This is a genomic window from Thioalkalivibrio sp. ALJ12 (assembly GCF_000378305.1).
Lineage (GTDB): Bacteria > Pseudomonadota > Gammaproteobacteria > Ectothiorhodospirales > Ectothiorhodospiraceae > Thioalkalivibrio.
On the sequence record NZ_KB899538.1, the window covers coordinates 900,001 to 925,222 of the forward strand.

The following is a 25,222-nucleotide window of genomic DNA, read 5'->3' on the forward strand; positions in this document are numbered from 1 at the left end:
CAGGCTGATACTGCCCAAGAGTCCATATCGACGGCAGTGTTTGGCACCTCGATGTCGGCTCATCACATCCTGGGGCTGAAGCAGGTCCCAAGGGTATGGCTGTTCGCCATTTAAAGTGGTACGCGAGCTGGGTTTAGAACGTCGTGAGACAGTTCGGTCCCTATCTGCCGTGGGCGTCGGAGATTTGACAGGATCTGTCCTTAGTACGAGAGGACCGGGATGGACGCACCTCTGGTGTTCCGGTTGTCACGCCAGTGGCATTGCCGGGTAGCTATGTGCGGAAGGGATAACCGCTGAAAGCATCTAAGCGGGAAACCCACCTGAAGATTAGATCTCCCTGGACCCTCGAGGTCCCTAAAGGGCCGTTGAAGACTACAACGTTGATAGGCTGGGTGTGGAAGCGCGGTAACGCGTGCAGCTAACCAGTACTAATTGCCCGTGCGGCTTGACCATATAACACCCAAGGTGTTGATGGTGGTCTCGTCTGACACATCACTGTTGTACACATCACCTAGAATGCATTCCGAATTCAGATGACGCAGCGCACGCGCTGGGTGATCTGGCCAGTTTGTCTGGCGGCAATAGCGAGTAGGAACCACCCGATCCCATCCCGAACTCGGAAGTGAAACTGCTCTGCGCCGATGGTAGTGTGGGGCCTCCCCATGTGAGAGTAGGTCACCGCCAGGCATTAATCCGAAGCCCGGTTCCCAATTATGGGGGCCGGGCTTTTTTTATGGCTGACACGGCAGGCATGATGCTGAGGTGCGTTGTGCGCGGCGACTAGAGACGGTTTTAAGAGATGGCTCGAGGCAAGAAGCGGACAGATGGTGGTTTGGTGACGGTCGGGTTGGTGCTGATCGGGATCGGAGCCTACGCGGTTCTCGGAGGCGAGGTGGCGTTTACTCCGATTGCGCCCCGTGAAGGTTCAGGGTTTGGCGGGCCGGTCGCGACCATTATCGGGCTCGCCTTCATCGCGGTTGGCGTGTATTTCCTGCGGGAGTCGCGCCGTTAGCAATTGGACTGCATTGACGTGCTCCGATGGCGAACAAGTGCTCTTCAGCGGATGCAGCGCCAGTCGAACCCGTGGTCCTGGGAAGCGATCGCGATCTCGTCGCGACTGGCGCCGACCCCCTCGCACAGGGCCTGTTCAGCCAGTTCGGGGCGGTTATTGTCGCTCGAAAGGTGCATGCCGATCAGGTGTTCCAGCTGGGACGTGTCGGCGCGTTGAAGAAGGCGGGTCGCGTCGCGGTTGGGCAAATGTCCGTACCCGTCAGCAATGCGTCGCTTGAGCTTGGGAGGGTAACGTCCGGACGCGAGCATCTCCGGGCAGTGGTTGCATTCAAGAAGGAGGCCGTGGGCGCCGGAGGCCGTCTCGATCATGTGGGGCGAGATGTGGCCGGCATCGGTCATCAGGACGAGGCGCGACGCGCCGTCGGAAAAGGCGAACTGGGTCGGTTCGCGGGCGTCATGCGGGACTGTATAGGGGATGACCAGGGCGTCGTCCAGCTCGACTGGGAGGTCCGGCTGGATCTCTTCGAGGTGTGCAAATGCGCTGTCGCGTGCCGCCAGTCGGGTCCCGACTGAGGCGTAGACGCGCAGGCCATAACGGCGCGAGAGGGCCGGCGCGGACCCCAGGTGGTCGCCGTGTTCGTGGGTCACGAACACCCCATCGAGATCGGTGGCCGCGAGCCCCTGACGTGCGAGGCGCCGCTCGATCTCCTGTACGGAAAATCCGCAGTCCACCAGCAGGCGGGTCGAGCCGATCTCGACCACGAGCGCGTTGCCGCCACTCCCGCTGCCAAGTGAACAAAATCGGATCACGCACTGCTCCGAAGGTGAATGCAGGGTAGACGTGTGGACCACCCGGGCACGCTGTCAGGCCTAAGCGCCAAGGGGGAGCAGGTTGCTTCGCCCCGGCGCTTCTTCGCTGGAGTCGCCCCGGGCTCCGGGTGCCTTACCGCTGCATCTGAGTCTGAATTCGCTCCAGCACGAACTCGGCGTCGCGATCGCTCAGGCGGTCGCCTTCAATGTCGCGTGCCTCGATCAAGAGGTCGCCATCGCCCCGATCCTCCAACCGGACCTGGTAGCGCTCGTTTTCCCTGCGATCTCCACCGCGACCGAAGATGCGGCCGAAGAAACCGGGCTCGTCGCGGTCGCCGGTCATGTCGGGACGGTAGGTGACCTCGTAGATGCCGGCCTGGCGGTCCTGTTCATCCACCAGCAAGCCGGCGCGGTCCAGGAAGGTGCCAAGTTGGCGCCAGACCCGTTCATATTCACCGCCCAGGAGCAGGGCGGGCGAACCATCATGCTCCGTCATCTGCAGTTCGGTCGGGCGGTCGACGAGGGTCTCGGCAACCCGTGCGCCCCCTTCACCCGGATCGCCGGTGGTGAGGTAAACGAGCAGCCGGTTCAGCATCTCGGCTTCGAGCTCCGGGTCCGAGGGGCGCATGGCCCAGCGCCAGGACTGGCCCTCGGCCTGCTCTTCGGCACCTCGATGGGTGATGTAGATTTCCGACTGTCCGTTCACGCGCTCGACGCGCATCCGGTACTGGTCGCGGGTGTTGGCGTCGTATACGTTGCCAAGGGCGCGGGCGAAGATGTTCTGCGTGCCGCGCAGCGGGATGCCGGCTCGGTCTTCGGCCCACTCGGTCTGCATCACGCCCACTTGGGGTTCGTTGCGTTCCAGGCGGAGGTTCTGGCTGTCCCAGAAGGCGACCAGTCGATCCCAGATCTCGCCGGGATCGCCGTCAACCTGGAGCCAGCGCGTGCCTCCGTCGCGCATGAGCTGCACCTCGGCGGACTCCGGGAGTACCTGGGCGGTGCGGGTCGGGGCGCCGGGCTGGGCCTGCGCGGGTTGTTGCTGGCGCTGGGCGGTGTCCTGCTGCATGTCGCGGGCACTGATGCGGCCGCCCGGGTCATCGGGCAGGCGGTAGGCCCGCTCGGTGTCCGGCGCGATCAGATCCGGCGGGACTTCGAGGTCCTCCATCTGCCGGCTCATTTCGTATTCCGGGCCGGACTGGCGATCACCGCCCCAGCCTCCGCAACCAGCGACGGCGAGACCCGTGGCGATCGCGAGGGTGGCGCGCGTGGCGGAGTGATAGGGCTTGAAAGGCAATTTCATGATCGGACTCAGACCTCAATGCCGGCTTGGCGCATCGCGTCCAGTACCGGTGCATGGAACGGTTCGGAAAGGGGTGTCAGGGGCAGGCGAATACCTTCCTCTATCATCCCCATGCGCTGCAAGGCCCATTTTACGGGGATGGGATTGGCTTCGAGGAACAAGGCCGAATGCAGACCATCCAGCTGGCGATTGATTTCGCGGGCTTCGTCCGCGCGTCCCTCGCGCACGGCGCGGCACATGCGGGCCATTAGCGCCGGGGCGACGTTCGCGGTCACCGAGATGACCCCTTGTCCCCCGGCCAGCAAAAAGGCCAGCCCATTCGCATCTTCGCCACTGAACAGGTCGAAGCGGCCGCCCACGCGCTGGACAAGCTCGGCGGTGCGCTCGTTATTGCCCGTGGCCTCCTTGAGGCCGACGATGTTCGGGATTTCGGCCAGGCGTTCGACTGTCTCGGGGAGCATGTCGACGGCCGTGCGCCCCGGAACGTTATAGAGGATCTGCGGGATATCGACGGCCTCGGCGATGGCCTTGTGGTGCAGATACAGGCCCTCCTGCGTGGGCTTGTTGTAGTACGGGGATACCAGCAGGCAGGCATCGGCGCCGGCTTCGTGGGCACAGCGCGTGAGCGCGATCGCCTCGCGCGTGGAGTTTGCGCCGGTGCCGGCGATCACCGGCAGACGCCCGCCCACGGTCTTGACCGTATGGGCAATCGCTTCACAGTGTTCGTCGAAATCGAGGGTGGCGGATTCGCCGGTAGTACCGACCGCTACGATGGCGTCGGTTCCGGCCTCGATGTGGAATTCGAGGAGCCGATCAAGCGCCGGCCAGTCGAGACTGCCGTCCGCGTGCATCGGGGTCGCCAGTGCGACCATGCTGCCTTGAAACATCGACTCCTCCAGCGACGGTAATGGTGCAGTCTAACGGGCGCGCGACAAGGCGTTCAAGAAGCCGTGCGCAGACCCCGTCTGGATGGCGCCCGGACCGTTGGCGCCACCCAGGCGAGGTGGTATGTTCCCAGCCATCATGCCAGTGGATGCATCCAACCCGTCCAGCATTGCCTCAGGCCAGTGGCCGCCCGGCTGCGCTCTGCGCTCCAGGGGCCGGCATGGCTGAGGTCGTCGGGGCCGGCTCGCACACCCATCTGATCCTGAATCTGATCGGACCCGACCAGCCTGGCCTGGTGGCCGGCGTTACGCGTGTCATCGTCGATACAGGCTGCAACCTGGAGTCCAGCCGCATTACGACCCTGGACGGCTATTGCTGCATGGCGCTGAGCGCCAGCGGCAACTGGAAGACCCTCGCCACGCTGGAATCCCGCCTGGAACGGCTGGAGGCCGAGCTGGATCTCGCGATCACCGTGCGCCGTGGGCCGCTGGATGAATCCAGCCAGCCCGCGATGGCCTATGCGGTGGACGTGGTCGCGCTGGACGCCCCGGGGCTGGTCAATGCCCTGGCCGATTTCTTCACCAGCCGTGGTGTGAACCTGCGTGACGTACAGACGCGCGTCTACACCGCTCAGCACACGGGCGCGCGCATGTTCGCCGCCAACATGGTGGTGGACATCCCGGCGGGACAGCACCTGGCCAGCCTGCGCGGCGAATTCATGGATTTTTGCGACGAACTGAACCTGGACGGCGTGCTGGATCCGATCAAGGCCTGATTCCGATCCGGCGCCGTCCGGCCCCACCACGACACGGAGTGACACCTAATGACGATCGCCATTGACCAGACCGTTCCCGAAGACCTTCGCGTGCCCGCCACCGGCGAGCAGACCCTGGGCCCGGGTGATTTTCGCGGCAAGATCGTGGTGCTCTATTTCTACCCGAAGGACAGCACGCCGGGCTGCACCAACGAGAGCCGCGACTTTGCGGCCAACAAGGCCGCGTTCGACGCCACCGGCGCGGTCATCCTCGGGGTCTCGCGCGACAGCGTGAAGAGCCACGAGAACTTCCGCGCCAAGCAGGAGCTGCCGTTCGACCTGCTGAGCGACGCCGACGAGCAGTTGTGCGAGGCGTTCGACGTGATCAAGATGAAGAACATGTACGGCAAGCAGGTGCGCGGCATCGAGCGCTCCACCTTCTTGATCGACGAGCAGGGTGTGCTGCGCCGGGAATGGCGCAAGGTCAAAGTGCCGGGGCATGTGGACGAGGTCCTGGCCGCGGTACGCGAGATGGCCGGCCAGTGAGGCGCCCCGCGAATCCTTCGAGAGTACTGGCAGTAGACGTTCGCCCCATTTGTTTTCGACTCACCCCGGCCGCGGAGGCGCCATGAGCGAAACACCGGAGGACCCGAAACGCCTGTTTGTCCTGGACACCAATGTCCTGATGCATGACCCCACTGCGCTGTTCCGCTTCAAGGAACACGACATCTTCCTGCCCATGGTCGTGCTCGAGGAACTCGACCGTGGCAAGAAGGGGGTCTCCGAGGTCGCGCGCAACGTGCGCCAGGTCTCGCGCTTTATCGACGAATTGATGAGTGGCGCGACCCACGAGCAGATTGCCGCCGGGTTACCGCTACAGGCCGAATCGCTCAGCGAGTCTACGCTTGCACCCTCCGGGCGGCTGTTTTTTCAGACCCGCAATCTGACCTCGCGCCTGCCGGACTCGCTGCCCGGCTCGACCCCGGACAACGACATCCTGGCCACCGCCCAGGCACTCAAGACGGAGTGGTCGGACCTCCCGGTCACCCTGGTCTCCAAGGACATCAACCTGCGCATCAAGGCGGCGGTGATCGGCCTGCACGCGGAGGACTACTACAACGACCAGGTCCTGGACGACGTCAGCCTGCTGTTCTCCGGCATGACCGAGCTGCCAGCGGATTTCTGGGAGACCCACGGGACCAAGATGGACTCCTGGCAGGAGTCCGGCCGGACCTACTACCGAGTCACCGGGCCCCTGGTCAGCGAGTGGCAGCCCAATCAGTTCGTCTACCGCGAGGGGGAGAATCCGTTGTCTGCGATCGTGCTGGAGATCGACCAGCCGAACGAGTCCGCGGTGATCGAGCTGGTGGACGACTATATGACCCCGCGCCACAGCGTCTGGGGCATCAATGCCCGCAATCGCGAGCAGAACTACGCCCTGAACCTGCTGATGGACCCGGAGGTGGATTTCGTCTCCCTGCTGGGGGCTGCCGGTACCGGCAAGACCCTGCTGGCGCTGGCCGCGGGGCTTGCGCAGACGCTGGAGGACAACACCTACAAGGAGATCATCATGACCCGGGTCACGGTCCCTGTGGGCGAGGACATCGGCTTCCTGCCCGGGACCGAGGAAGAGAAGATGACCCCGTGGATGGGCGCGTTGATGGACAACCTCGAGGTCCTGGCCAAGTCCGAAGGTGCGGGCGACTGGGGCCGGGCAGCCACGAACGACGTGCTGACCAGCCGCATCAAGATCCGCTCGCTGAACTTTATGCGCGGGCGGACCTTCCTCAGCCGCTACATCATCCTGGACGAGGCGCAGAACCTGACCTCCAAGCAGATGAAGACCCTGGTTACCCGCGCGGGGCCCGGCACCAAGGTGGTGGCGCTGGGCAACATCGCACAGATCGACACCCCGTACCTGACCGAGACCTCGTCCGGCCTGACCTACGTGGTGGACCGCTTCCGCAACTGGACCCACAGCGGGCACATCACACTGACCCGCGGCGAGCGCTCGCGGCTGGCGGACTACGCCTCGAATCACCTGTAGACGGCGGGTAAGGTACGCTTGGGGGCGGCAACGGAGCGGGAAACGGGCACCGTCATTGCGAGGCCCCGCAGGGGCCGCGGCAACCTCCGGAAGCTGGTGGTGAGCCAGCTATGGAAGCAGATGGTTTCGGACGGAGTTCGCCACGTCGCTTCGCTCCTCGCGATGACGGTGCTTGTGGCGGGGCGTGGGGGTGGTGAAGCGAGGGAGGCTTAGCCGTCCTCGCTGTAGCGTACGCAGGCGCGGTCGGTCTCCCACAGGGTCAGCGCGTGCATGCGCAGGCCCGGGCGGTTCAGGCGCTCCGCCATCTGGCGGAAGAACCACTGTGCGATGTGCTCGGCGGTCGGGTTGACCGTGTCGAACGGCGGGACGTCGTTCAGATAGCGGTGGTCCAGCTGCCCGGCGATCTCGCGCGCGGCGGTCTTGACCACCTTGAAGTCCACTGCCATGCCGGCGTCATCCAGCGTCTCGGCCTGAACCTCGGCCTCTACCTTCCAGTTGTGTCCATGCATGTTCGCGCACTGCCCCGGGTAATCGCGCAGGGTATGCGCGGAGGCAAAGTCGGTCAGGACGCGGAGGGTGTAACGGGCGCTCATGGGTCGATTCCGGCAGGCGACGCTGGTGGTCGCGGGGTAACAGTCAGCCCGCGAAGCCTATCCGGCCGCCGGCGTCCGCGCAATTCTCCTGCCCGCAGGCGTGGCGAATCGCGGCCAGCACGCCCTCGGTGTCGAGGCCGCAGTCGGCCAGGATCTGTTCGCGCGAGCCATGTTCGGTGAAAACGTCCGGGATGCCCAGTACCTGGCAGGGCAGGGTCAGGCCCTCGGCGGAGAGCCATTCCAGCACCGCGCTGCCGGCGCCACCGGCGCGGGCATGATCCTCGAGCGTCACGAAGCCTTCATGGCGGGCGGCCAGCCGCGCCAGCAGTTCGGTGTCGAGCGGCTTGATGAAACGCATGTTCACCACGGTGGCGTCCAGCGCCTCGCCCGCGGCCAGGGCGGTCTCCAGCAGCGCGCCGAAGCTGAGGATCGCCAGGCCTTGGCCCTCGCGTACGACCTCGGCGCGTCCGACAGGCAGGGTCTCCAGGTCCTCGCTGCCCCCTTCCGGCAGGACGCCGGGGCCGCCCCCGCGTGGATAGCGCACCGCCGCCGGGCCCTCGTAGGCGTAGCCAGTGGACAGCATCTGGCGGCACTCGTGCTCGTTGGATGGGGCCATCAGCAGCATATTGGGGACGCTGCGCAGCAGCGCGGTATCGAACGTGCCGGCATGCGTCGGGCCATCGGCGCCGACGATCCCCGCGCGGTCCACCGCGAACAGCACCGGGAGGTTCTGCAGGGCGACGTCGTGGATCACCTGGTCCATCGCCCGCTGCAGGAAGGTCGAGTAGATCGCGACCACAGGCTTCTGCCCCTCGCAGGCCATGCCGGCGGCCAGCGTGACCGCGTGCTGCTCGGCGATGCCGACATCGAAGTAGCGCTCGGGGAACTGCTCGGAGAAGGCCACCAGCCCGGAGCCCTCGCGCATCGCCGGGGTGATGCCCAGCAGGCGGTCGTCGGCCGTGGCCTGATCGCACAGCCACTGGCTGAAGATGTCGGTATACGCGGGCGGCTTCGGCCCGGAGGGCGTCAGCCCGTTCTCCGGCTCGAACTTGGAGACCCCGTGGTAGCGGCAGGGGTCCTCTTCGGCCGGGGCATAGCCCTGTCCCTTGCGTGTGACCACATGCAGCAGTTGCGGACCGTGACCGCCGCGCAGGTTCTTCAGGATCGATACCAGGCCGTTCACGTCATGGCCGTCCACCGGCCCGAAGTAGCGAAAGCCCAGTTCCTCGAACAGCGTGCCCGGCACCAGCATGCCCTTCATGTGCTCCTCGGCTCGCTCGGCAAAGGCCTTCATCGGCGGGACGAACTCCAGCATGCGTTTGGAGCCCTCGCGCACCGAGCTGTACAGCCGCCCGGACAGCAGCCGGGTGAAGTACTGGTTCATCGCGCCGACGTTCGGCGAGATCGACATGTCGTTGTCGTTCAGGATGACCAGCAGATTACAGTCGAGATCGCCGATGTGGTTGAGCGCCTCGAAGGCCATGCCGGCGGTCATCGCCCCGTCGCCGATAACCGCCACATGGCGGCGGTCCAGTCCTGCGTGCTTGGCGGCGAGGGCCATGCCGGCGGCGGCACTGATCGAGGTGCTGGAATGCCCGGCCCCGAAGGCGTCGTACTCGCTCTCGGCGCGTTTGGGGAAGCCGGCCAGCCCGCCGTACTGGCGCAGGCTGGCCATCCCGGTGCGCCGGCCGGTCAGGATCTTGTGGGCATAGGCCTGATGCCCTACATCCCAGACGATGCGGTCGTCCGGGGTATTGAACGCGTAGTGCAGCGCGACCGCCAACTCCACGGTGCCCAGGTTCGCGGCCAGATGGCCGCCGGTGCGCGAGACGCTCTCGATCAGAAACTGGCGCAATTCGCCGGCCAGCCCCGGCAGTTCCGAGGCCGGGTGCGCCCGCAGGTCGGCGGGCCATTCGATTGCATCCAGCAGGGGGGTGGGGGTCATGGGCAGGCCGTGTCAGTTCATGCGGTCGACGATGTACCGCGCGAGGAAGCGAAGCAAGTCCGCCTCCTGGCCAAAGGGTTGCAGCTCGTCCAGCGCCTCGTCGACCAGGGCCACTGCGCGTTCGCGCGAGGCCTCCAGGCCCTGCAGCGAGGGGAAGGTCGCCTTGTCCAGGCGGGCATCCGCCCCGCAGGCCTTGCCGAGCACCTCCGGATCACCCTCCACGTCGAGCACGTCATCGCGGATCTGGAACGCCAGGCCAATGCATTCGGCGTAACGGGTCAGGTGGCCAAGGGTGTCCTCCGAGGCGCCACCGGCGATTGCGCCCAGGCGCACCGACACGCGGATCAGGGCGCCGGTCTTGAGCCGGTGCATGCGCTCCAGTTCCGCCAGATCGATCGGCTTGCCGCAGGCGCCGAGGTCGATGGCCTGGCCGCCGGCCATGCCGTGCAGGCCCGCTGCGTGGGCGAGCTCGGCCAGGGCATTCAGGCCGGCTGTGCCGGGCAGGGTGCGGACGCCGGCGGTCATGATCTCGAAGGCGCGGGCCTGCAACGCATCCCCGGCGAGGATCGCGGTGGCCTCGTCGAAGGCACGGTGGCAGGTGGGCCTGCCACGGCGCAGGTCGTCGTTGTCCATCGCCGGCAGGTCGTCGTGGATCAGCGAGTAGACATGGACCATCTCCACGGCCGCCGCCATCGCATCGAGCGCGTCATCGGGGGCGTTACAGGTGGCCCCGGCCGCGTATACCAGGACTGGGCGCAGGCGCTTGCCACCGGAGAGCGTGGCATAGCGCATGGCCTCGATTAGTCGCGGGTCCGGGGAAGAGTCGGCCGCGAGCCGCTGGTCGAGTACGGTCTCGATACGACGCTGATAGGCCTTCAGCGCCTCGGATGGATCTGGAATGCTCAAGGCCGGGTCCTAGAATGGGACGTCGTCGGGATCGGTGGGGGTGTCCGGTGCGCTCCCGGACGCGGCACCCTCCGCAGAAGGCTCGCTGGCGAGTTTCTCGATGCGTGCCTGGGCGTCGTCCAGCGCCTTCTGACAGCGGCCGACCAGCTCCATGCCGCGCTGGAATTCCTCCAGCGACTGTTCCAGGCCCAGGTCGCCGGACTCCATCCGTGCCACCAGGGCCTCCAGGGCCTCCAGGCTGGCTTCGAACTCGGCGGGGCTGTCGGTGGATGTGTCGGTCATGGTGTCGGATTACGTGTTGGGTTCTTATTGGATCGCGGGGGCTAAAAGGTGAGAAAGTATCCGATCCGCCGCGGCGAGGAAAGAAGCCGGGCGGCCGGGGGCTTGAGTTTCGTGACCGTGCCCCCACGGTCAGCGGGGCAATCGGTTGACATGCGACCGGGTGCTAACTAGAGTTTCGAAGTGTTTTAGACAAAGTCTAAATGCCCGATCCGCACAACGGCCGTACCGGTGTGTGGATCCTAACCAGCAAGAGGAGAGACCCATGGAACTGAAAGGTAGCAAGACCGAAGAAGCCCTCAAGGAGGCCTTTGCCGGCGAATCGATGGCCAACCGTCGTTACCTGTACTTCGCTTCCAAGGCGGACGTGGAAGGCTACAACGACGTCGCGACCGTGTTCCGTTCCACCGCCGAAGGTGAAACCGGCCACGCCCACGGTCACCTCGAGTACCTCGAGAGCTGCGGCGACCCGGCCACCGGCCTGGAATTCGGCCCCACCGCCGCGAACCTGAAGACCGCCGTTGCCGGTGAGACCCACGAGTACACCGACATGTACCCGGGCATGGCCAAGACCGCCCGCGACGAAGGCTTCGACGAAGTCGCCGACTGGTTCGAGACCCTGGCCAAGGCGGAGCGTTCCCACGCCAACCGCTTCCAGAAGGCCCTGGACCAGCTGGACGACTGATTGTCCGGTAGTAACGGAAGCACGCGGGGCCGCTACGCCGGCCCCGTTTTCCGGGAGGTACGGAACAGCCTGTGAAGTCAGCCCTGCGGCTGCGTTCGCATGTTGTTCCGTGTTTCCCTCGAAGCATCGTCACTGATACGGATACCGGAGGGATGCATGTCTGCGCCGACGCACCAACGTGAAGGAAGTCTGGAAGCCCCGACCCGCCATCCGCTGGACTGGAAGAATCCCGAGTTCTACAACGAGGAATCGTTGTTCGCCGAGCTGGAGCGGGTCTACGACATCTGTCATGGCTGCCGGCGCTGCGTCAGCCTCTGCAACTCCTTCCCCACGCTGTTCGACCTGGTCGACGAATCCGAGACCATGGAGGTCGACGGCGTTGATCGGAAGGACTACTGGAAGGTGGTGGATCACTGCTACCTGTGTGATCTGTGCTACCTGACCAAGTGCCCCTACGTGCCCCCGCATGAATGGAACGTCGACTTCCCGCACCTGATGCTGCGTGCCAAGGCCGTGCGTTTCCAGAAAGAGGGAGCGAAGGCCGCGCACAAGTTCATGTCCAGCACCGATACCGTCGGCAAGCTGGCGGGCATCCCGGTGGTTGCCGGCGTAGTCAACGCCGCGAACAAGACCGGCGCGATGCGCAAGGTGCTGGACAAGACTATGGGCGTGCACCCGGATGCCCCGGTCCCTGAATACCACTCGAGCAAGGGTCGCTCGCGCATGGCGAAGGTTGCCAAGGGAGTGAGCAACCCCGAGCCGGCCGGTGCCACCCAGGGCAAGGTAGCGCTCTACGCCACCTGCTACGGCAACTACAACGAGCCGCACCTGGTCGAGGACCTGGTCAAGGTCTTCGAGCACAACGGCATCGAGGTCACCCTGGTCGAGAAGGAGCAATGCTGCGGCATGCCCAAGCTCGAGTTGGGCGACCTGAAGGCCGTCGAGTCCGCGAAGGATGCGAACATCCCGGCGATGAAGCGCATGATCGACCAAGGCTACGACATTGTCGCGCCAGTCCCGTCCTGCGTGCTGATGTACAAGCAGGAACTGCCGCTGATGTTCCCGGACGAGCCCGATGTCGCCGCTGTACGCGATCGTATCTTCGACCCGTTCGAGTACCTGATGGAGCGCCACAAGGAAGGCAAGCTGAACACCGACTTCCCCGAGAAGCTCGGCAAGATCGCCTACCACGCGGCCTGCCACCTGCGGGTGCAGAACATGGGGCTCAAGACTCGCGACCTGCTGAAGCTTGTGCCGGATACCGAGATCGACGTGATCGAACGCTGCTCCGGGCACGACGGTACCTATGGCGTGAAGAGCGAGTTCTACGAGACTGCGGCCAAGATCTGTCGTCCGGTGGTGAACCGGGTGCAGAAGGCCGAGTCCGATCACTACTCGAGTGACTGCCCGATGGCCGGGCACATGATCGAGAACGGACTGCAGGGCAAGGGCGAGGACAAGGCGCCCGAACACCCGCTGACCCTGCTGCGCCAGGCCTACGGGCTGTAGCGCCGGGTATCGGTTACCAGAACACGACGTACGCCCGCCGAGGCGCCGCGGATGGAGACACGAAATGGCCAGTGACAGCTACCACGAACCCGTCGAGGAACTGAGCGACGAGTCGCGCGAGATGCATCGCGCCATCGTCTCGCTGATGGAAGAGCTCGAGGCGGTGGACTGGTATCAGCAGCGCATCGATGCCTGCAAGAACGAGGAACTCAAGGCAATCCTCGCGCACAACCGCGACGAAGAGATCGAACACGCGGTAATGGTGCTGGAGTGGATCCGTCGCCATAACCCGGTGTTCGACCACGAACTGAAAGACAACCTCTGGTCCGACAAGGACTACACGAAGAAGGGACACCACGACCACTGAGGGGTCCCGCGGACCAGTCCGACGTGACGGAGGTATCGAGATGGAGGCAAGTGTGGACAAGCTGAGTCGAAACGACCTGTATTCGCTGGAGAAGTACCACGAGGTGCGGCCCCAGTTTCGCAACGAGGTCATGCAGCACAAGCGCAATCGCGTGGTGCAGGTGGGCCCGGCCGTGACCCTGCACTTCGAGGATCGCAAGACCATGCAGTACCAGATCCAGGAGATGCTGCGGGTCGAAAAGATCTTCGATGCCGAAGGCATCCAGGACGAGCTGGACGCCTACAATCCGCTGATCCCGGACGGTTCCAACTGGAAGGCGACCATGATGGTCGAATACCCGGACGTGGACGAGCGCAAGGTGCAGCTGTCCAAGCTGATCGGGATCGAGCGCAAGACCTACGTTCAGGTCGAAGGCCACGACAAGGTCTACCCGATCGCGAACGAGGACCTGGATCGGGAGACCGACGACAAGACCTCGTCGGTCCACTTCCTGCGCTTCGAGCTGACCCCGGAGATGGTCTCCGCCGCGAAATCCGGTGCGGCCATTGCCATCGGGGTGGAGCACGAGAACTACAGCCACCGGCTGGACGCCGTCGCCGAGGGTGCGCGCGAATCGCTCGCATCCGACCTCGACGCCGTCAACTGACGCGGCCTTTTTGCCCGCTTCACCAAAGGCGCCTCCGGGCGCCTTTTTCGTTTCCGACTTACGTTGTGGCTGTTCAGGCTGGCCCTGGTTCGGCATCCGGTGTTTACGGTGCCTTCGTCCGGCCGCCAGCCTGCGCTGTCTCGGCAGCGCACCCCGAGGTACTTTCTTGCTTGCCCAAGAAAGTACCCAAAGAAGGGCACCCGGATTCCGCCCGGGGACCTTGCTCCAGGGCCCTCGGGCCGGCGGCGCTGAAACTCGCTGCGCTGTCGCTCCGCTCAGACAGTCAGCGCCCCCGTTTTTATTTTGAATCGTCCGTCCCGAGGACCCTTCCGCAAGGGGCTTCATACGGGGGGATAAGGTCAAGACAACGGCTGGCCTGATGTTCTTGCCGATGGATGGAGACAAGTTGTTCCAACATCCTGGGCACGCGCGGCCTTCGGCCCTGGCGTGCCGCGCCCGCAAGCGGGCGCCAGACCCCATCGTAGGATGTGATGAGCGCAGCGAATCGCATCAGGATTGCCACGGCGTCGGAACGGTGCGTTTCGCTGCGCTCAACGCACCCTACAGCGCGGGGCTTACCGCAGAGGCTGTGTTTTGACCTACCCTCCCGATATGAGCCCCTTGTGGAGGGCGTGACAGGCCGGGAGAAGGCGCTGACTGTCTGAGCGAAGTAAAAGGCGTAGCGAGTTTCAGCGCCGCTGGCCTGGCGCGTCCGGAGCAAGGTTCCCGGGCGAATCCCGGGCGTGTTTCTTGGGTACTTCTTTGCACGAGCAAAGAAGCCCGTTTTTGATCAACAACTGGCGCGGCGCGCTGGCGAGACAGCGCTTGGCAGTATGTGGACCGAAGGCACGTAAACACCGGATGACGAACGGTGCCTTGCCACAAGAGGCGGCGGGGCCGGGCGCTAAAGGGCGTCGAGGACTTCGGAGAGGCGCGAGACCGCGACCACCTCCATGCCCTTGATGGGCTTGCGCGGCGCATTGGCCGCCGGCGCGATCGCCCGCGTGTAGCCGTGCTTGGCGGCCTCGCGCAGGCGCTCCTCGCCGTTCGGCACAGGCCGGATCTCGCCGGCCAGCCCGACCTCGCCAAAGGCCAGCATCTCCTGCGGCAGGGGGCGGTCGCGAAAGCTCGACAGGGCGGCGGCGAGCATGGGCAGGTCGGCCGCGGTCTCGGTTACGCGTACGCCGCCGACCACGTTGATGAAGACATCCTGGTCGAACAGCGCGACGCCGCCGTGGCGGTGCAGTACGGCCAGCAGCATGGTCAGGCGGTTCTGCTCCAGCCCCACGGTGATGCGCCGCGGCTGCGGTGCGTGGCTCTCGGAGACCAGGGCCTGCACCTCCACCAGCAGCGGCCGGGTGCCCTCGCGCGTGACCATCACCACGGAGCCGGGCACCGGGCCCTGGTGGCGCGAGAGGAAGATGGCGGAGGGGTTGGAGACGGCCTTCAGCCCGTTCTCCAGCATCGCGAACACGCCCAGCTCGTTGACCGCGCCAAAGCGGTTCTTCACCGCGCGCAGCATGCGGTAGCGCCCGTCCGGGTCGCCCTCGAAATACAGCACCGTGTCGACCATGTGCTCGAGCACGCGCGGTCCGGCCAGCTGGCCGTCCTTGGTCACGTGGCCCACCAGGATCACGGTGATCCCGCGCTGCTTGGCCAGGCGCACCAGGGCGGCCGCACTCTCGCGCACCTGCCCGACCGAGCCGGGGGCGGACTGCAGTGCGGCGGTGTACAGCGTCTGGATGGAGTCGATCACCAGCACGCGCGGGCGTTCGCGCTCGCAGGTGGCGATAACGTTCTCCACCTGCGTCTCGGTCAGCAGGCGCAGCCCGTCGACCTCAAGCCCGAGCCGCCTAGCGCGCATGCTGATCTGCTGGGCGGATTCCTCGCCGGTCACGTAAAGCGTGTCATCGACCGGCAGCATGGCCAGCGTCTGCAGCAGCAGGGTGGACTTGCCGATCCCCGGGTCGCCGCCGAGCAGAACGACCGACCCGTGTACCAGCCCTCCGCCCAGGGCGCGGTCCAGCTCCGACAAGCCGGTGCCGGTGCGCGGGACCTCGCCGGCCTCCACCTCGCCCAGCCGGGTAATGCCGGCGACCTCGCCCGCGTAGCCGCCGCGCGGTCCGGACGGGGTGGCCGGCACGGCCTCCTCCAGGGTGTTCCAGGCGCCGCAGTCGCCGCACTGGCCCGCCCACTTGGGGCTCACCGCGCCGCATTCCCGGCAGACGTACTGGGTCTTGGCCTTCGCCATCAGGCTTCCTTGTGGTCCGGCGTGGCGGGCAGGTCGGGGGCGACCACGCGCACGGTGCGGATGGTGTTGTTCTTGATTTGCACGATGTCCATGACGACGCCGTTAATGCGCACGCTGACTGGCGCTTCGGGGATGCTCTCGAGGTATTCGACGATCAGGCCGCTCAGGGTCTTGGGGCCATCCACCGGGAGCTCCAGGCCCAGCGAGCGGTTGAGCTCGCGCAGGTGGATGCCGCCATCGACCATCGCCGAGCCATCCTCCTGGCGCAGCACGTCGTCGCTCATGGCCGGGGAGTCGGTGGTGAATTCTCCGACGATCTCTTCCAGGAGGTCCTCCAATGTGATCAGACCCTCGATGTCGCCGTACTCGTCCACCACCAGGCCGATCCGTTTTTTCTGTTGCTGGAAGTTAATCAGCTGGCGGTTTAGCGCCGTGCCCTCGGGGATGAAGTAGGGCGGGGTCAGGATCTGGCGCAGGTCTTCGGCGTCAAAGTCATCACGCTCGATCAGTGGGATCACGTCACGCCGGTGCAGGAAGCCGACGATATGATCCAGCTCGCCCTCGACCACTGGCAGGCGGGTGAAGCTGCCGTGCACCAGCTGCTCGACGATCTCGTTCCAGGGCTCGTTCAGGTCCACCACCACGATCTCGTTGCGCGGGATCATGATGTCCTCGACCGTAGTGCGTTCCAGGTCCAGCAGGTTCAGCAGCATGCGCTGGTGGTTTGCCGGGATCAGGGCGCCGGCCTCGGAGACCACACTGCGCAGCTCGTCGGTGTTCAGGGCCGAACGCTGGCCGGGCTTCATGTGCACCCCGAACAGGCGCAGTACGCCGTTGGCCAGCACATTGATCATCCACACCACGGGCCACATCACCTTCAGCAGCCCGCAGTAGATCCAGGCGGCGGGATAGGCGACGCGTTCGCTGTGCAGTGCTGCGAGCGTCTTGGGGGCGGTCTCGGCGAAAATCAGCAGGGTCAGCGTCAGCACCCCGGTGGCGATGGCCACGCCGGTATCGCCGAACAGGCGCCAGCCGATAAAGGTGGCGATCTGGGCGATCAGGATGTTGACGAAGTTGTTGCCGAGCAGGATCAGCCCGATCAGGCGGTCCGGCCGTTCCAGCAGGCGGGCGGCAATCGCGGCGCCACGGTGCCCGGTCTGGGCGCGGTGGCGCATGCGGTAGCGGTTCAGCGCCATCAGCGCCGTTTCCGATCCGGAGAAGAACGCCGACAGCAGGAACAGCACGAGCAGGGCGCCGAACAGGACGGACAGCGGGATCTCTTGCAACGGGATGGCCTGCGGTCAGGTGTGGGCGGGCTGACGGGGCTGCGTAGTCTGAATCATTTCAGGCAAGCGCCGCCGGGCTGTCAAGCCTGTCGGCCGGGAGCACCATCAGACGCGCCCGAGGATGATCTCCAGGACCAGCTTGGAGCCGAAATAGGCCAGAACCAGGGCGACAAACCCGCCCGTGGTCCACGCCAGGGCGCGGGTGCCGCGCCAGCCCAGGCGCCAGCGCCCGACCAGCAGGGTCGAGAAGATCACCCAGGCCAGCAGCGACAGGACGGTCTTGTGGACCAGGTGCTGGGCGAACAGGTCGTCCACAAATACTAAGCCGGAGAGCAGGCTGAGTCCGAGAAACAGCCAGCCGATGAAGATCATGCGGAACAGCCAGACCTCCATCGAGAACAGCGGCGGCAGGTGGCGCACGATCCCGGCCGTGTGATGGTTGTGCAGCGCGCGGTGCTGGGCCGTCATGACCGCGGCCTGGGCGGTGGAGAGTGCCAGGAAGGCCCAGCCCAGCGCCGAGAACAGGATATGCAGGTCGATCCCGGCCGAGGTCGCGTAGGACGTGTCGCCGTCACACAGTACCGCGGTCAGGGTGGCCAGTGCGGTCAGTGGCAGGATCACCACGCCGAGCACGGCTAGTGGGTGGCGTAGCGCGGTCAGCCACAGCAGCCCTGCAACCAGCCACATCGATGCCGACAGGGCGTTGCCCAGGCACAGGTTCAGCCCTGTCTCGGTCGCGACGAGCGGGATCAGGGCCCCGAGGTGCGCGAGCAGGGCCGCCAGCCACAGCATCAGCGGCGCGCGGGGCTGCCCGGCGGCCAGGGGCTGGGTGCGGGAGGCGACGATCAGGTATCCCGTGGTGGCGAGATACAGGGCGACGGCGAGCAGTCCGGCAACGGTGGTCATGGGCGGCGATTATCCCCGCTCCCGAGCCTGAATGCACATTCAGGGCGGCAAACCCGGATCGCGACTGGGGCCGTGCAGGCCGGGTGGCGGGGCCGGTATACTGTGCGGTCTTTCCCGGCATGGGCCGGGCCAGAACGAGCGAGACGAGGACAGACGATGTTCGACGGCCTTTCCAGCCGCCTCCAGGAGACCATGAAGCGCCTGAAAGGCCAGGCGCGGCTCACCGAGGACAATATTCAGGATGCCCTGCGCGAGGTGCGCATGGCACTGCTGGAGGCCGATGTGGCCCTGCCGGTGGTGCGCGAGTTCGTCAAGGACGTCAAGGAAAAGGCGCTGGGCCAGGAGGTCATCGGGAGCCTTACCCCGGGGCAGGCCCTGATCAAGGTCGTCCATGACGAGCTGATCGCGACGATGGGCGGGGAGAACGCCTCGCTGAACCTGGCGGTCCAGCCGCCGGCCGTCGTGCTGGTGGCCGGCCTGCAGGGCGCGGGCAAGACCACCAGTATCGGCAAGCTCGCGCGCCTGTTGCGCGAGCGCGAAAAGAAGAAGGTCGCGGTGGTCAGCTGTGACGTCTATCGGCCGGCGGCGATCCAGCAGTTGGAGACCCTGGCCGGGCAGGTCGAGGTCACGTTCTATCCCAGTGACATCAGCCAGAAGCCCGAGGCGATCGCGAGCGAGGCGGTCACGCGAGCGCGTCGTGACGGCACCGAGGTGCTGCTGGTGGATACCGCCGGGCGGCTGCATGTCGATGAAGACATGATGGCCGAGGTGAAGGCCCTGCATCAGGCGATCGACCCGATCGAGACCCTGTTCGTGGTCGACTCCATGACTGGCCAGGACGCGGCGAACACCGCGCGCGCCTTCGGCGAGGCCTTGCCGCTGACCGGCGTGGTGCTGACCAAGGCTGACGGTGACGCCCGCGGCGGTGCCGCGCTATCGGTGCGCCAGATCACCGGGGTGCCGATCAAGTTCATCGGTATGGGCGAGCGCCCGGATGCGCTGGAGCCGTTCCATCCCGAGCGTATCGCCTCGCGCATCCTCGGCAAGGGCGATGTCCTGTCCCTGGTTGAGGAGGCCAGCCGCCAGGTCGACCAGGACAAGGCCGCAAAGCTCACGCGCAAGCTGAAGAAGGGGCGCGGTTTCGACCTGAACGACCTGCGCGAGCAACTCGGTCAGATGCAGAAGATGGGCGGGATCAGCTCGATGCTGGAAAAGCTGCCCGGGGGCGGCAAGTTGCCGGACGCGGTGAAGAACCAGGCCAACGACAAGGAGATTGGTCGCATGATGGCCGTGATCTCGTCGATGACCGAGCACGAGCGGCGCCACCCGGACGTTATCAAGGGTTCGCGCAAACGCCGGATCGCCGCCGGATCTGGCACTCAGATTCAGGATGTGAATCGCCTGCTCAAGCAACATGCGCAAATGAGCAAGGCGATGAAGAAATTCTCCAAGGGCGGCGCATCGAAGATGATGCGTGCCCTGGGGGGCAAAATGGGTGGCATGGGTGGAATGGGTGGCCCCGGCGGGGGCATGCCGTTTCGCTAGTTAGCCGCTGTCACGGCCGCCGGCACCTTGTGCTGGCGGCGGGATTCGTTATAATCGCGCGTTTTCTCGAGAAAACGGACTCAAACGGGGTTCAACAGAACATATGGTTACGATTCGCCTGCTTCGCCGCGGCGCCAAAAAGCGCCCGTTCTACTCGATCGTCGTCACCGATTCGCGTAAGCGTCGGGACAGCGGTTACAAAGAACAGATTGGCTTCTTCAACCCGGTCGCCCGCGGTCAGGAAGAGCCGCTGCGCATTGATCTGGAACGCGTGGACTACTGGCTGGGCCACGGCGCCGGCATGTCCGAGCGCGTGAACCACCTGGTCAAGGGCTACCGCAAGCAGCAAGCCGCGGCCTGAAGCCGTCGGTTCGCTGATTACGCGTAGTAGACCGAACTCCGGTGATGAACGAGGCGGGTGAACGCATCCGCGTCGGACGCGTCTCCGGGGTGTACGGCGTGAAGGGCTGGGTCCGGATCTTTTCCGAGACCGAGCCGCGCGCCGCGATTGCCGACTTCCCCCGGTTGTGGCTGCGTTCCGGCGCCGGCTGGCGGCTGGCGGATGTCGAAGCGGGCCGGGCCCACGGGCACGGCGTCGTGATGAAATTTGCCGAGACCGCGGATCGCGAGGCGGCCTACGGCCTGATGGGCGCCGAGCTGGCGATCGAGCGCGACTGGCTCCCACCCGCCGAGGATGGCGAGTACTACTGGGCCGACCTGCTGGGCATGGAGGTCGAGCACCAGGACGGGACCGCGCTGGGGCGCATCTCGGGATTCATGGAGACCGGTGGCGCCAATGATGTGCTGGTTGTGCGCGGTGATCGCGAACGACTGATCCCCTGGGTGCAGGGCCAGTACATCCTGGATGTGGACCTGGAGGCTCGGCGGTTGCGGGTCGACTGGGATCCGGAATTCTGAGGCGGACGATGCGCTTCGATATCGTCACGCTGTTTCCGGAGCTGGTTACGGCGGTGGGCGAATCCGGGGTGACCGGGCGGGCGGTGCAGCAGGGCCGGCTCGCGCTGGAGACCTGGAACCCGCGTGACTGGGGGGCCGGTTTCCACCAGGCGGTGGATGATCGCCCCTATGGTGGCGGCCCCGGCATGGTCATGCAGTATGCGCCGCTGGCGTCCGCGCTGGAGGCGGCGCGGGCCGACGCGACGGCGCCCCTGCACGTGATCGCCCTGACCCCGCAGGGGCGGCCGATCCGGCAGGCCATGTTGCGAGAGCTGGTCAGGAAGCCGCGGGTGGCGCTGGTGTGCGGCCGCTACGAGGGCATCGACGAGCGCTTTATCGAGGCGCAGGTCGACGAGGAATGGTCGCTGGGCGACTATGTCCTGTCCGGTGGCGAGCTGGGCGCGATGGTGGTGATCGATGCCTGTGCGCGCCTGCTCCCGGGTGTGCTCGGTCATGCGGATTCCGCCGGGCAGGACTCGTTCAGCGAGGGCCTGCTCGACTGCCCGCACTACACGCGGCCAGAGGTGGTGGCAGGGCGTGCGGTACCGCAGGTCCTGCTGGGTGGCGATCATGGTGCCATCCGACGCTGGCGCCGACGCGAGGCGCTGGGGCGAACCTGGGAGCGGCGGCCGGACGTGCTGGCGCGCGAAGAACTCGGGGCCGAGGATCTGGCCCTGTTGGACGAATACCGTGTGGAACGCCGGAAGGGCGGTCCGCACACCGAAAGCGATGATTGAGGTCGAACGATGAACAGCGTGATTCAGCAACTGGAAGCCGAACAGATGAAGTCCGACGTACCGGACTTTGGTCCGGGCGACACCCTGGTGGTGCAGGTGAAGGTGCGCGAAGGCGAGCGTGAGCGCCTGCAGGCCTTCGAGGGTGTGGTGATCGGCAAGCGCAGCCGTGGCCTCAACTCGGCGTTCACCCTGCGCAAGGTCTCCTACGGCAACGGCGTGGAGCGTACCTTCCAGACACACAGTCCGCAGATTGCCGAGATCAAGGTGAAGCGTCGCGGCAAGGTCCGTCGCTCTAAGCTGTACTTCCTGCGGGATCGCACCGGCAAGGCCGCGCGCATCAAGGAAGATATCAAGGCGAACCGGAACGGCGCCTGATGACCGGGGTGGCCGCGCAGCCCCGCTCGCGCCCACCCGGTTTTCCGTTGTCGGCCGAATCGGCCATGCGAAGCCAGCGCTGTCTCCTGCCGGGAGTCGCGCTGGCTTTTGCGTGGCTGGAGTCCGGGCAGGGCGACCTGCTGGCCTGCGGCTGGCAGCGTCCCGACGATCCACCCGACCTGTCCCCACTGCGGGATATCCCGACCGCTGACCGGTCCCCTCCTGCCTTCGACCCTGCAGACTACGCCCGCGATCCGGGGCAGTGGCGGGCGACGCAAGCCGTACCACCGGGGACGGAGCACGCCCGCCGGGTCTGGGCCGCACTTTCGGCCATCCCCCTCGGCGAGGTGCGGACCTACGCGCAAATTGCCTCCCAGGTCGGCTCGGCCCCGCGTGCCGTGGGCCAGGCCTGCCGCGCCAACCCCTGGCCGTTGTTCATCCCCTGTCATCGCGTGGTGTCCGCGCGTCACCGCGGTACGCGCGACATTGGTGGCTACGCGGGTGATCAGGATGGCCCGTTGGCCGAGGTGAAGCGCGCCCTGCTCGTTCACGAAGGCGTGCTTCAGCTCGACTAGCGCTTTTTACTCCTGTCACTGGCAGTGCGCCGGTAGTGCGAGGCGCGGTTTCCTCCCCTTGTTCAAAGGCTTGCCAGGCATTACGCCTGGCCTGGCTCGTGCCGGCAAGCCGACACCACCGAAAATTCCATCACTCGGTGGAATAGAAGTCGCGTATGCTGCGTCTGCCAGACGGTGCTGGGCTCCGAGAATCCTTGAAAAACAGACTGTTAGAAAACGCTAATATAGCTTTTTGTGTTGACAGCACGGACCCCGGTTCAGCACTCTGCTACACAGGTCCGGGCCGCTCCGGCCACGGACCGTATCGAAAAAACCGTGTGATGGAGGTTTCCATGTTCAAGAAAGCATTGCTTGCGTTGCCCGTAGCAATGGCGGTCGGGGTTGCGGGTACCGCGGCCCAGGCAGAATGGCAGGATCCGAACGATGTCCTGCAAAAGCTGCTCGAAGCGCAGCCCGACTCGAAGTACCTGCATCAGAGTGAAATGAACATCATGATGATGCCGGACAACCCCGCCCTGTGGCTGCTGGATGACGGCGAGCGCCTGTTCTACGAAGAGCGTGGCCCGAACAATGCATCGCTCGAAAGCTGCGATTTCGGCAAGGGCGAGGGCGTCCTGGACGGCGCCTATGTCGAGCTCCCGCGCTACTTCGAGGACACCGGCAAGGTGATGGACTTCGAAATGCGCCTGGTGCATTGCATGAAGGAGATCCAGGGCTTCACCGACGATGATTCCGCTGTCTCCCAGCGTCACGGGTCCGGTTCGGACATCATGCGTCTGACGACCTACATCGCGCATCAGTCCTCTGGTTACGCGTGGAACCCGCCGCTGGATCACCCGAAGGAAAAGGCGATGCGTGACGCCGGCGAAGTCCTCTTCTTCCGCCGTGGCGGCGCGATGGATTTCAACTGCGCGGCGTGCCACGGGTCTTCTGGCAAGCAGATCCGTGCGTCCGTGCTGCCGGAAATGCGTAACTCGCAGGAGTGGACCAAGGCGGTTTCCTGGCCGGCCCACCGCGCGGGACAGGACAATGTCCGCAGCCAGAACCATCGTATCCGTGGTTGCGTATGGCAGATGCGTCATGCCGGTATCCTGCCGGATACCCCGGTGAACACCGCGCTGATCTCCTACTGGAATGACGCGGCGCGTGGCGAACCGGCCATCCTGCCCGACCTGAAGCGGTAACTACGGACGCAATAGGAGACATCAAGTATGTTTAATAAAAACACTGTTGCGGCCGGTGTAGCCGCATTTGCATCCGTCGCCCTGGCCGCTGGCTGTGCGGTCGCCGATGGCAACAAGGCGGATGACGTGGATATCACGGCCATGAGCGCCGAGGAGCTGGCTGAGCATCTCATCTTCGAGACCAACAGCTGGCGTGATCAGGAAATGCAGGAAGGCGGTGGCTGGCGCGACCGCATGACTCAGGACGAGATCCAGAAGGCCTGCTCGTTCGACTCCACCCGCAATGATCTGGACGGCGAGACGGCCGGCAAGGTTGTGGCTCTGGCGCGTGAGCAGTACCAGGCGCCGGAAGGCGACATCGAGCTGGGTGACTGGCGCAAGGGTGCCGAGCTGGCGGATTCCGGCTACGGCTACCGTATCGGCCACAACGTCGATGACCACGGCACCCGCGAGCAGGGTGGCAACTGTTACAACTGCCACGTGATGGATTCGAGCGTTTCGGTCCAGGGCACCATCGGCCCGAACCTCGAGAACTACGGGGCGCAGCGTGGCGACAGCCAGGAGATCCGCCAGTATGTGCATCAGGTGATCTCCAACCCGCATCAGTACTTCCCCTGCGGTGAAATGCCGCGTTTCCAGGGGCTTCTGACCGAAGAGCAGATCAGCCACATCATGGCCTACCTGCTCGATCCGGAGTCCCCGGTTAACAACCGGTAAGTCGTCTTGCACGACAGCTGCTCGGCCCCTTCGGGGCTGGTGCAGCAAGGCAGTAGAGCGGGTTGTCGCGCACGACGCGTGGCAACCCGCTTCCTTACGAATTTCTGCGGTTGGGTGCTTGCACGGCTCTTTTACGAGCGTGCCCGCCGGGCCGCACAGATGGGCTGAACAGGGGAACCGATGGACCGCGGGATTGGTGCGGGCACGGGCTAAGAAAAGCCATCGGTCATGACGGGCGTGAGGGGAGGCTCAGGGATGTTCAATAAGAAAAATCTGACTGCCGCGGTGGTGGTTTCGGCATCGGCGGCGCTGGCGGGTTGCGACCAGTTCTTCCAGGACGCCTCGGACCGCGAGGTCGACATCACCCAAATGAGCCCCGAGGAGCTGGCCGAGCATCTGGTGCTCGAGACCGATAGCTATCGCATGGACCAGGAGGTGCAGGAAGGTGGCACCGGCCGGGAGCGAATGCAGCAGGACGAGGTCCAGGCCTTGTGCTCGCTCGAAGGATCCCCGGACAGCGAAACCGCAGGCCAGGTGGTCGCGGCCGCGCGTGCCTCATACGAACGACCCGATGGCGGAGTGGAGCTGGGCGACTGGCGCCGCGGCGCCGAACTGGCCCGTTCCGGCTATGGCTATCGCGTCGGGCACAACAACGACGACCACGGCACCCGCGAGCCGGGGGCGAACTGCTACGCCTGCCATCAGATGGACCCGGCGGAAACCACCTATGGGACAATCGGTCCGAGTCTTGCAAACTACGGCCGCGAGCGCGGCACCGATGAGTCAGTGCTGAACTACGTCCATGAGGTCGTCAGTAACCCGCACCAGTATTTCCCTTGTACCTACATGCCGCGATTCGGGCGCAATTTCCTGACCGAGGAGCAGATCAGCCACGTCATGGCCTATCTGCTGGATCCCGATTCGCCGGTGAACCAGTAAACCGTTCACACGG

27 protein-coding genes and 2 rRNA genes (1 of these 29 cut by a window edge) are annotated in these 25,222 nt (G+C 65.3%); 19 read left to right on the forward strand and 10 right to left on the reverse strand.

All coding sequences use genetic code 11. From position 1 onward, the window contains the following. The 3 genes from F467_RS0104300 to F467_RS0104310 form a co-directional block, all read left to right on the forward strand. Window positions 1-453: ribosomal RNA gene (locus F467_RS0104300) — 23S ribosomal RNA — on the forward strand (it extends 2,427 nt beyond the left edge of the window). Window positions 454-571: 118 nt separating this feature from the next. After that, a 5S ribosomal RNA gene (gene rrf / locus F467_RS0104305) occupies window positions 572-687 on the forward strand. 112 nt (window positions 688-799) lie between these two features. Further along, window positions 800-1,012 (forward strand): hypothetical protein, encoded by a 213-nt coding sequence (locus tag F467_RS0104310; protein WP_018875228.1) that lies wholly within the window; start codon window positions 800-802, stop codon window positions 1,010-1,012. Window positions 1,013-1,056: 44 nt separating this feature from the next. Here F467_RS0104310 and F467_RS0104315 read toward each other — a convergent pair whose 3' ends face one another. The 3 genes from F467_RS0104315 to dapA all read right to left on the reverse strand — a co-directional run bounded on the left by F467_RS0104315 (window position 1,057) and on the right by dapA (window position 4,008). Then, on the reverse strand, window positions 1,057-1,773 hold the full coding sequence (locus tag F467_RS0104315) for an MBL fold metallo-hydrolase (protein WP_018137827.1): 717 nt from the start codon (window positions 1,771-1,773) through the stop codon (window positions 1,057-1,059). Between the two features lie 181 nt (window positions 1,774-1,954). After that, a complete protein-coding gene (bamC, locus tag F467_RS0104320) occupies window positions 1,955-3,121 on the reverse strand; it encodes an outer membrane protein assembly factor BamC (protein WP_038038411.1) in 1,167 nt (388 codons plus the stop codon). Window positions 3,122-3,129: 8 nt separating this feature from the next. Continuing rightward, on the reverse strand, window positions 3,130-4,008 hold the full coding sequence (gene dapA / locus F467_RS0104325; RefSeq protein ID WP_018137825.1) for a 4-hydroxy-tetrahydrodipicolinate synthase: 879 nt from the start codon (window positions 4,006-4,008) through the stop codon (window positions 3,130-3,132). A gap of 218 nt (window positions 4,009-4,226) precedes the next feature. Here dapA and F467_RS0104330 point away from each other — a divergent pair, with 218 nt between their 5' ends. From F467_RS0104330 to F467_RS0104340, 3 genes are all read left to right on the forward strand, one after another. Continuing rightward, window positions 4,227-4,781: a glycine cleavage system protein R gene (locus F467_RS0104330; RefSeq protein WP_012981824.1), complete on the forward strand. Its 555-nt coding sequence runs from the start codon at window positions 4,227-4,229 to the stop codon at window positions 4,779-4,781. A 48-nt stretch (window positions 4,782-4,829) separates the two neighbouring features. Beyond that, window positions 4,830-5,306, forward strand: a complete 477-nt coding sequence (locus F467_RS0104335; protein ID WP_018137824.1) for a peroxiredoxin — start codon at window positions 4,830-4,832, stop codon at window positions 5,304-5,306. 82 nt (window positions 5,307-5,388) lie between these two features. Beyond that, the gene (locus F467_RS0104340) at window positions 5,389-6,807 is read left to right on the forward strand and encodes a PhoH family protein (protein ID WP_018137823.1); all 1,419 of its coding nucleotides are present in this window, start codon (window positions 5,389-5,391) and stop codon (window positions 6,805-6,807) included. A gap of 209 nt (window positions 6,808-7,016) precedes the next feature. Here the strand turns inward: F467_RS0104340 and queD are convergent, their stop codons facing one another. From queD to F467_RS0104365, 4 genes are read right to left on the reverse strand one after another with little or no spacing between them, the layout of a single operon-like run. Then, window positions 7,017-7,400: a 6-carboxytetrahydropterin synthase QueD gene (gene queD / locus F467_RS0104350; protein ID WP_018137821.1), complete on the reverse strand. Its 384-nt coding sequence runs from the start codon at window positions 7,398-7,400 to the stop codon at window positions 7,017-7,019. 43 nt (window positions 7,401-7,443) lie between these two features. After that, window positions 7,444-9,345, reverse strand: a complete 1,902-nt coding sequence (dxs, locus tag F467_RS0104355) for a 1-deoxy-D-xylulose-5-phosphate synthase (protein WP_018137820.1) — start codon at window positions 9,343-9,345, stop codon at window positions 7,444-7,446. A 12-nt stretch (window positions 9,346-9,357) separates the two neighbouring features. Further along, the gene (ispA, locus tag F467_RS0104360) at window positions 9,358-10,251 is read right to left on the reverse strand and encodes a (2E,6E)-farnesyl diphosphate synthase (protein WP_018137819.1); all 894 of its coding nucleotides are present in this window, start codon (window positions 10,249-10,251) and stop codon (window positions 9,358-9,360) included. Window positions 10,252-10,260: 9 nt separating this feature from the next. Then, window positions 10,261-10,533 (reverse strand): exodeoxyribonuclease VII small subunit, encoded by a 273-nt coding sequence (locus F467_RS0104365; protein ID WP_018137818.1) that lies wholly within the window; start codon window positions 10,531-10,533, stop codon window positions 10,261-10,263. A gap of 262 nt (window positions 10,534-10,795) precedes the next feature. Between F467_RS0104365 and F467_RS0104370 the strand changes: the two genes are divergently transcribed. The 4 genes from F467_RS0104370 to F467_RS0104385 all read left to right on the forward strand — a co-directional run bounded on the left by F467_RS0104370 (window position 10,796) and on the right by F467_RS0104385 (window position 13,737). Further along, a complete protein-coding gene (locus F467_RS0104370; RefSeq protein WP_018137817.1) occupies window positions 10,796-11,215 on the forward strand; it encodes a rubrerythrin family protein in 420 nt (139 codons plus the stop codon). Window positions 11,216-11,371: 156 nt separating this feature from the next. After that, window positions 11,372-12,724: a heterodisulfide reductase-related iron-sulfur binding cluster gene (locus tag F467_RS0104375; RefSeq protein ID WP_018137816.1), complete on the forward strand. Its 1,353-nt coding sequence runs from the start codon at window positions 11,372-11,374 to the stop codon at window positions 12,722-12,724. A gap of 64 nt (window positions 12,725-12,788) precedes the next feature. Further along, window positions 12,789-13,091, forward strand: a complete 303-nt coding sequence (locus F467_RS0104380; RefSeq protein WP_018137815.1) for an encapsulin-associated ferritin-like protein — start codon at window positions 12,789-12,791, stop codon at window positions 13,089-13,091. 40 nt (window positions 13,092-13,131) lie between these two features. Then, window positions 13,132-13,737, forward strand: coding sequence for a DUF3501 family protein (locus F467_RS0104385; protein WP_018137814.1), 606 nt, complete (start codon window positions 13,132-13,134; stop codon window positions 13,735-13,737). 904 nt (window positions 13,738-14,641) lie between these two features. Here the strand turns inward: F467_RS0104385 and radA are convergent. The 3 genes from radA to F467_RS0104400 form a co-directional block, all read right to left on the reverse strand. Then, the gene (gene radA / locus F467_RS0104390; RefSeq protein ID WP_018137647.1) at window positions 14,642-15,988 is read right to left on the reverse strand and encodes a DNA repair protein RadA; all 1,347 of its coding nucleotides are present in this window, start codon (window positions 15,986-15,988) and stop codon (window positions 14,642-14,644) included. Continuing rightward, window positions 15,988-17,274, reverse strand: a complete 1,287-nt coding sequence (locus F467_RS0104395) for an HlyC/CorC family transporter (protein ID WP_018137646.1) — start codon at window positions 17,272-17,274, stop codon at window positions 15,988-15,990. Before F467_RS0104395 ends, radA begins: the two co-directional genes overlap by 1 nt. Before the next feature lie 105 nt (window positions 17,275-17,379). After that, window positions 17,380-18,180 (reverse strand): inner membrane protein YpjD, encoded by an 801-nt coding sequence (locus tag F467_RS0104400; RefSeq protein ID WP_018137645.1) that lies wholly within the window; start codon window positions 18,178-18,180, stop codon window positions 17,380-17,382. 156 nt (window positions 18,181-18,336) lie between these two features. Here F467_RS0104400 and ffh point away from each other — a divergent pair, with 156 nt between their 5' ends. The 9 genes from ffh (at window position 18,337) to soxX (F467_RS0104445) (ending at window position 25,209) form a co-directional block, all read left to right on the forward strand. After that, window positions 18,337-19,725 carry a signal recognition particle protein gene (gene ffh / locus F467_RS0104405; RefSeq protein ID WP_018137644.1) on the forward strand — a complete coding sequence of 463 codons (1,389 nt, stop codon included), beginning with the start codon at window positions 18,337-18,339 and terminating at the stop codon, window positions 19,723-19,725. A 103-nt stretch (window positions 19,726-19,828) separates the two neighbouring features. After that, the gene (gene rpsP, locus F467_RS0104410; protein WP_012981840.1) at window positions 19,829-20,086 is read left to right on the forward strand and encodes a 30S ribosomal protein S16; all 258 of its coding nucleotides are present in this window, start codon (window positions 19,829-19,831) and stop codon (window positions 20,084-20,086) included. 44 nt (window positions 20,087-20,130) lie between these two features. Beyond that, window positions 20,131-20,643 carry a ribosome maturation factor RimM gene (gene rimM / locus F467_RS0104415; RefSeq protein ID WP_018137643.1) on the forward strand — a complete coding sequence of 171 codons (513 nt, stop codon included), beginning with the start codon at window positions 20,131-20,133 and terminating at the stop codon, window positions 20,641-20,643. A gap of 8 nt (window positions 20,644-20,651) precedes the next feature. Beyond that, on the forward strand, window positions 20,652-21,419 hold the full coding sequence (gene trmD, locus F467_RS0104420) for a tRNA (guanosine(37)-N1)-methyltransferase TrmD (protein ID WP_018137642.1): 768 nt from the start codon (window positions 20,652-20,654) through the stop codon (window positions 21,417-21,419). A gap of 9 nt (window positions 21,420-21,428) precedes the next feature. Further along, window positions 21,429-21,794 (forward strand): 50S ribosomal protein L19, encoded by a 366-nt coding sequence (gene rplS / locus F467_RS0104425; protein WP_018137641.1) that lies wholly within the window; start codon window positions 21,429-21,431, stop codon window positions 21,792-21,794. Next, a complete protein-coding gene (locus F467_RS0104430) occupies window positions 21,794-22,369 on the forward strand; it encodes a methylated-DNA--[protein]-cysteine S-methyltransferase (protein ID WP_018137640.1) in 576 nt (191 codons plus the stop codon). The genes rplS and F467_RS0104430 overlap by 1 nt, the downstream gene beginning before the upstream one ends. A 368-nt stretch (window positions 22,370-22,737) precedes the next feature. Continuing rightward, window positions 22,738-23,553 (forward strand): sulfur oxidation c-type cytochrome SoxA, encoded by an 816-nt coding sequence (soxA, locus tag F467_RS0104435; RefSeq protein WP_018137639.1) that lies wholly within the window; start codon window positions 22,738-22,740, stop codon window positions 23,551-23,553. A gap of 27 nt (window positions 23,554-23,580) precedes the next feature. Further along, entirely contained in the window at window positions 23,581-24,270 is a 690-nt protein-coding gene (gene soxX, locus F467_RS0104440; RefSeq protein ID WP_018137638.1) for a sulfur oxidation c-type cytochrome SoxX, read from the forward strand. Window positions 24,271-24,525: 255 nt separating this feature from the next. Then, window positions 24,526-25,209, forward strand: a complete 684-nt coding sequence (gene soxX / locus F467_RS0104445) for a sulfur oxidation c-type cytochrome SoxX (RefSeq protein WP_018137637.1) — start codon at window positions 24,526-24,528, stop codon at window positions 25,207-25,209. The last annotated feature ends 13 nt before the right edge of the window (window positions 25,210-25,222 follow it).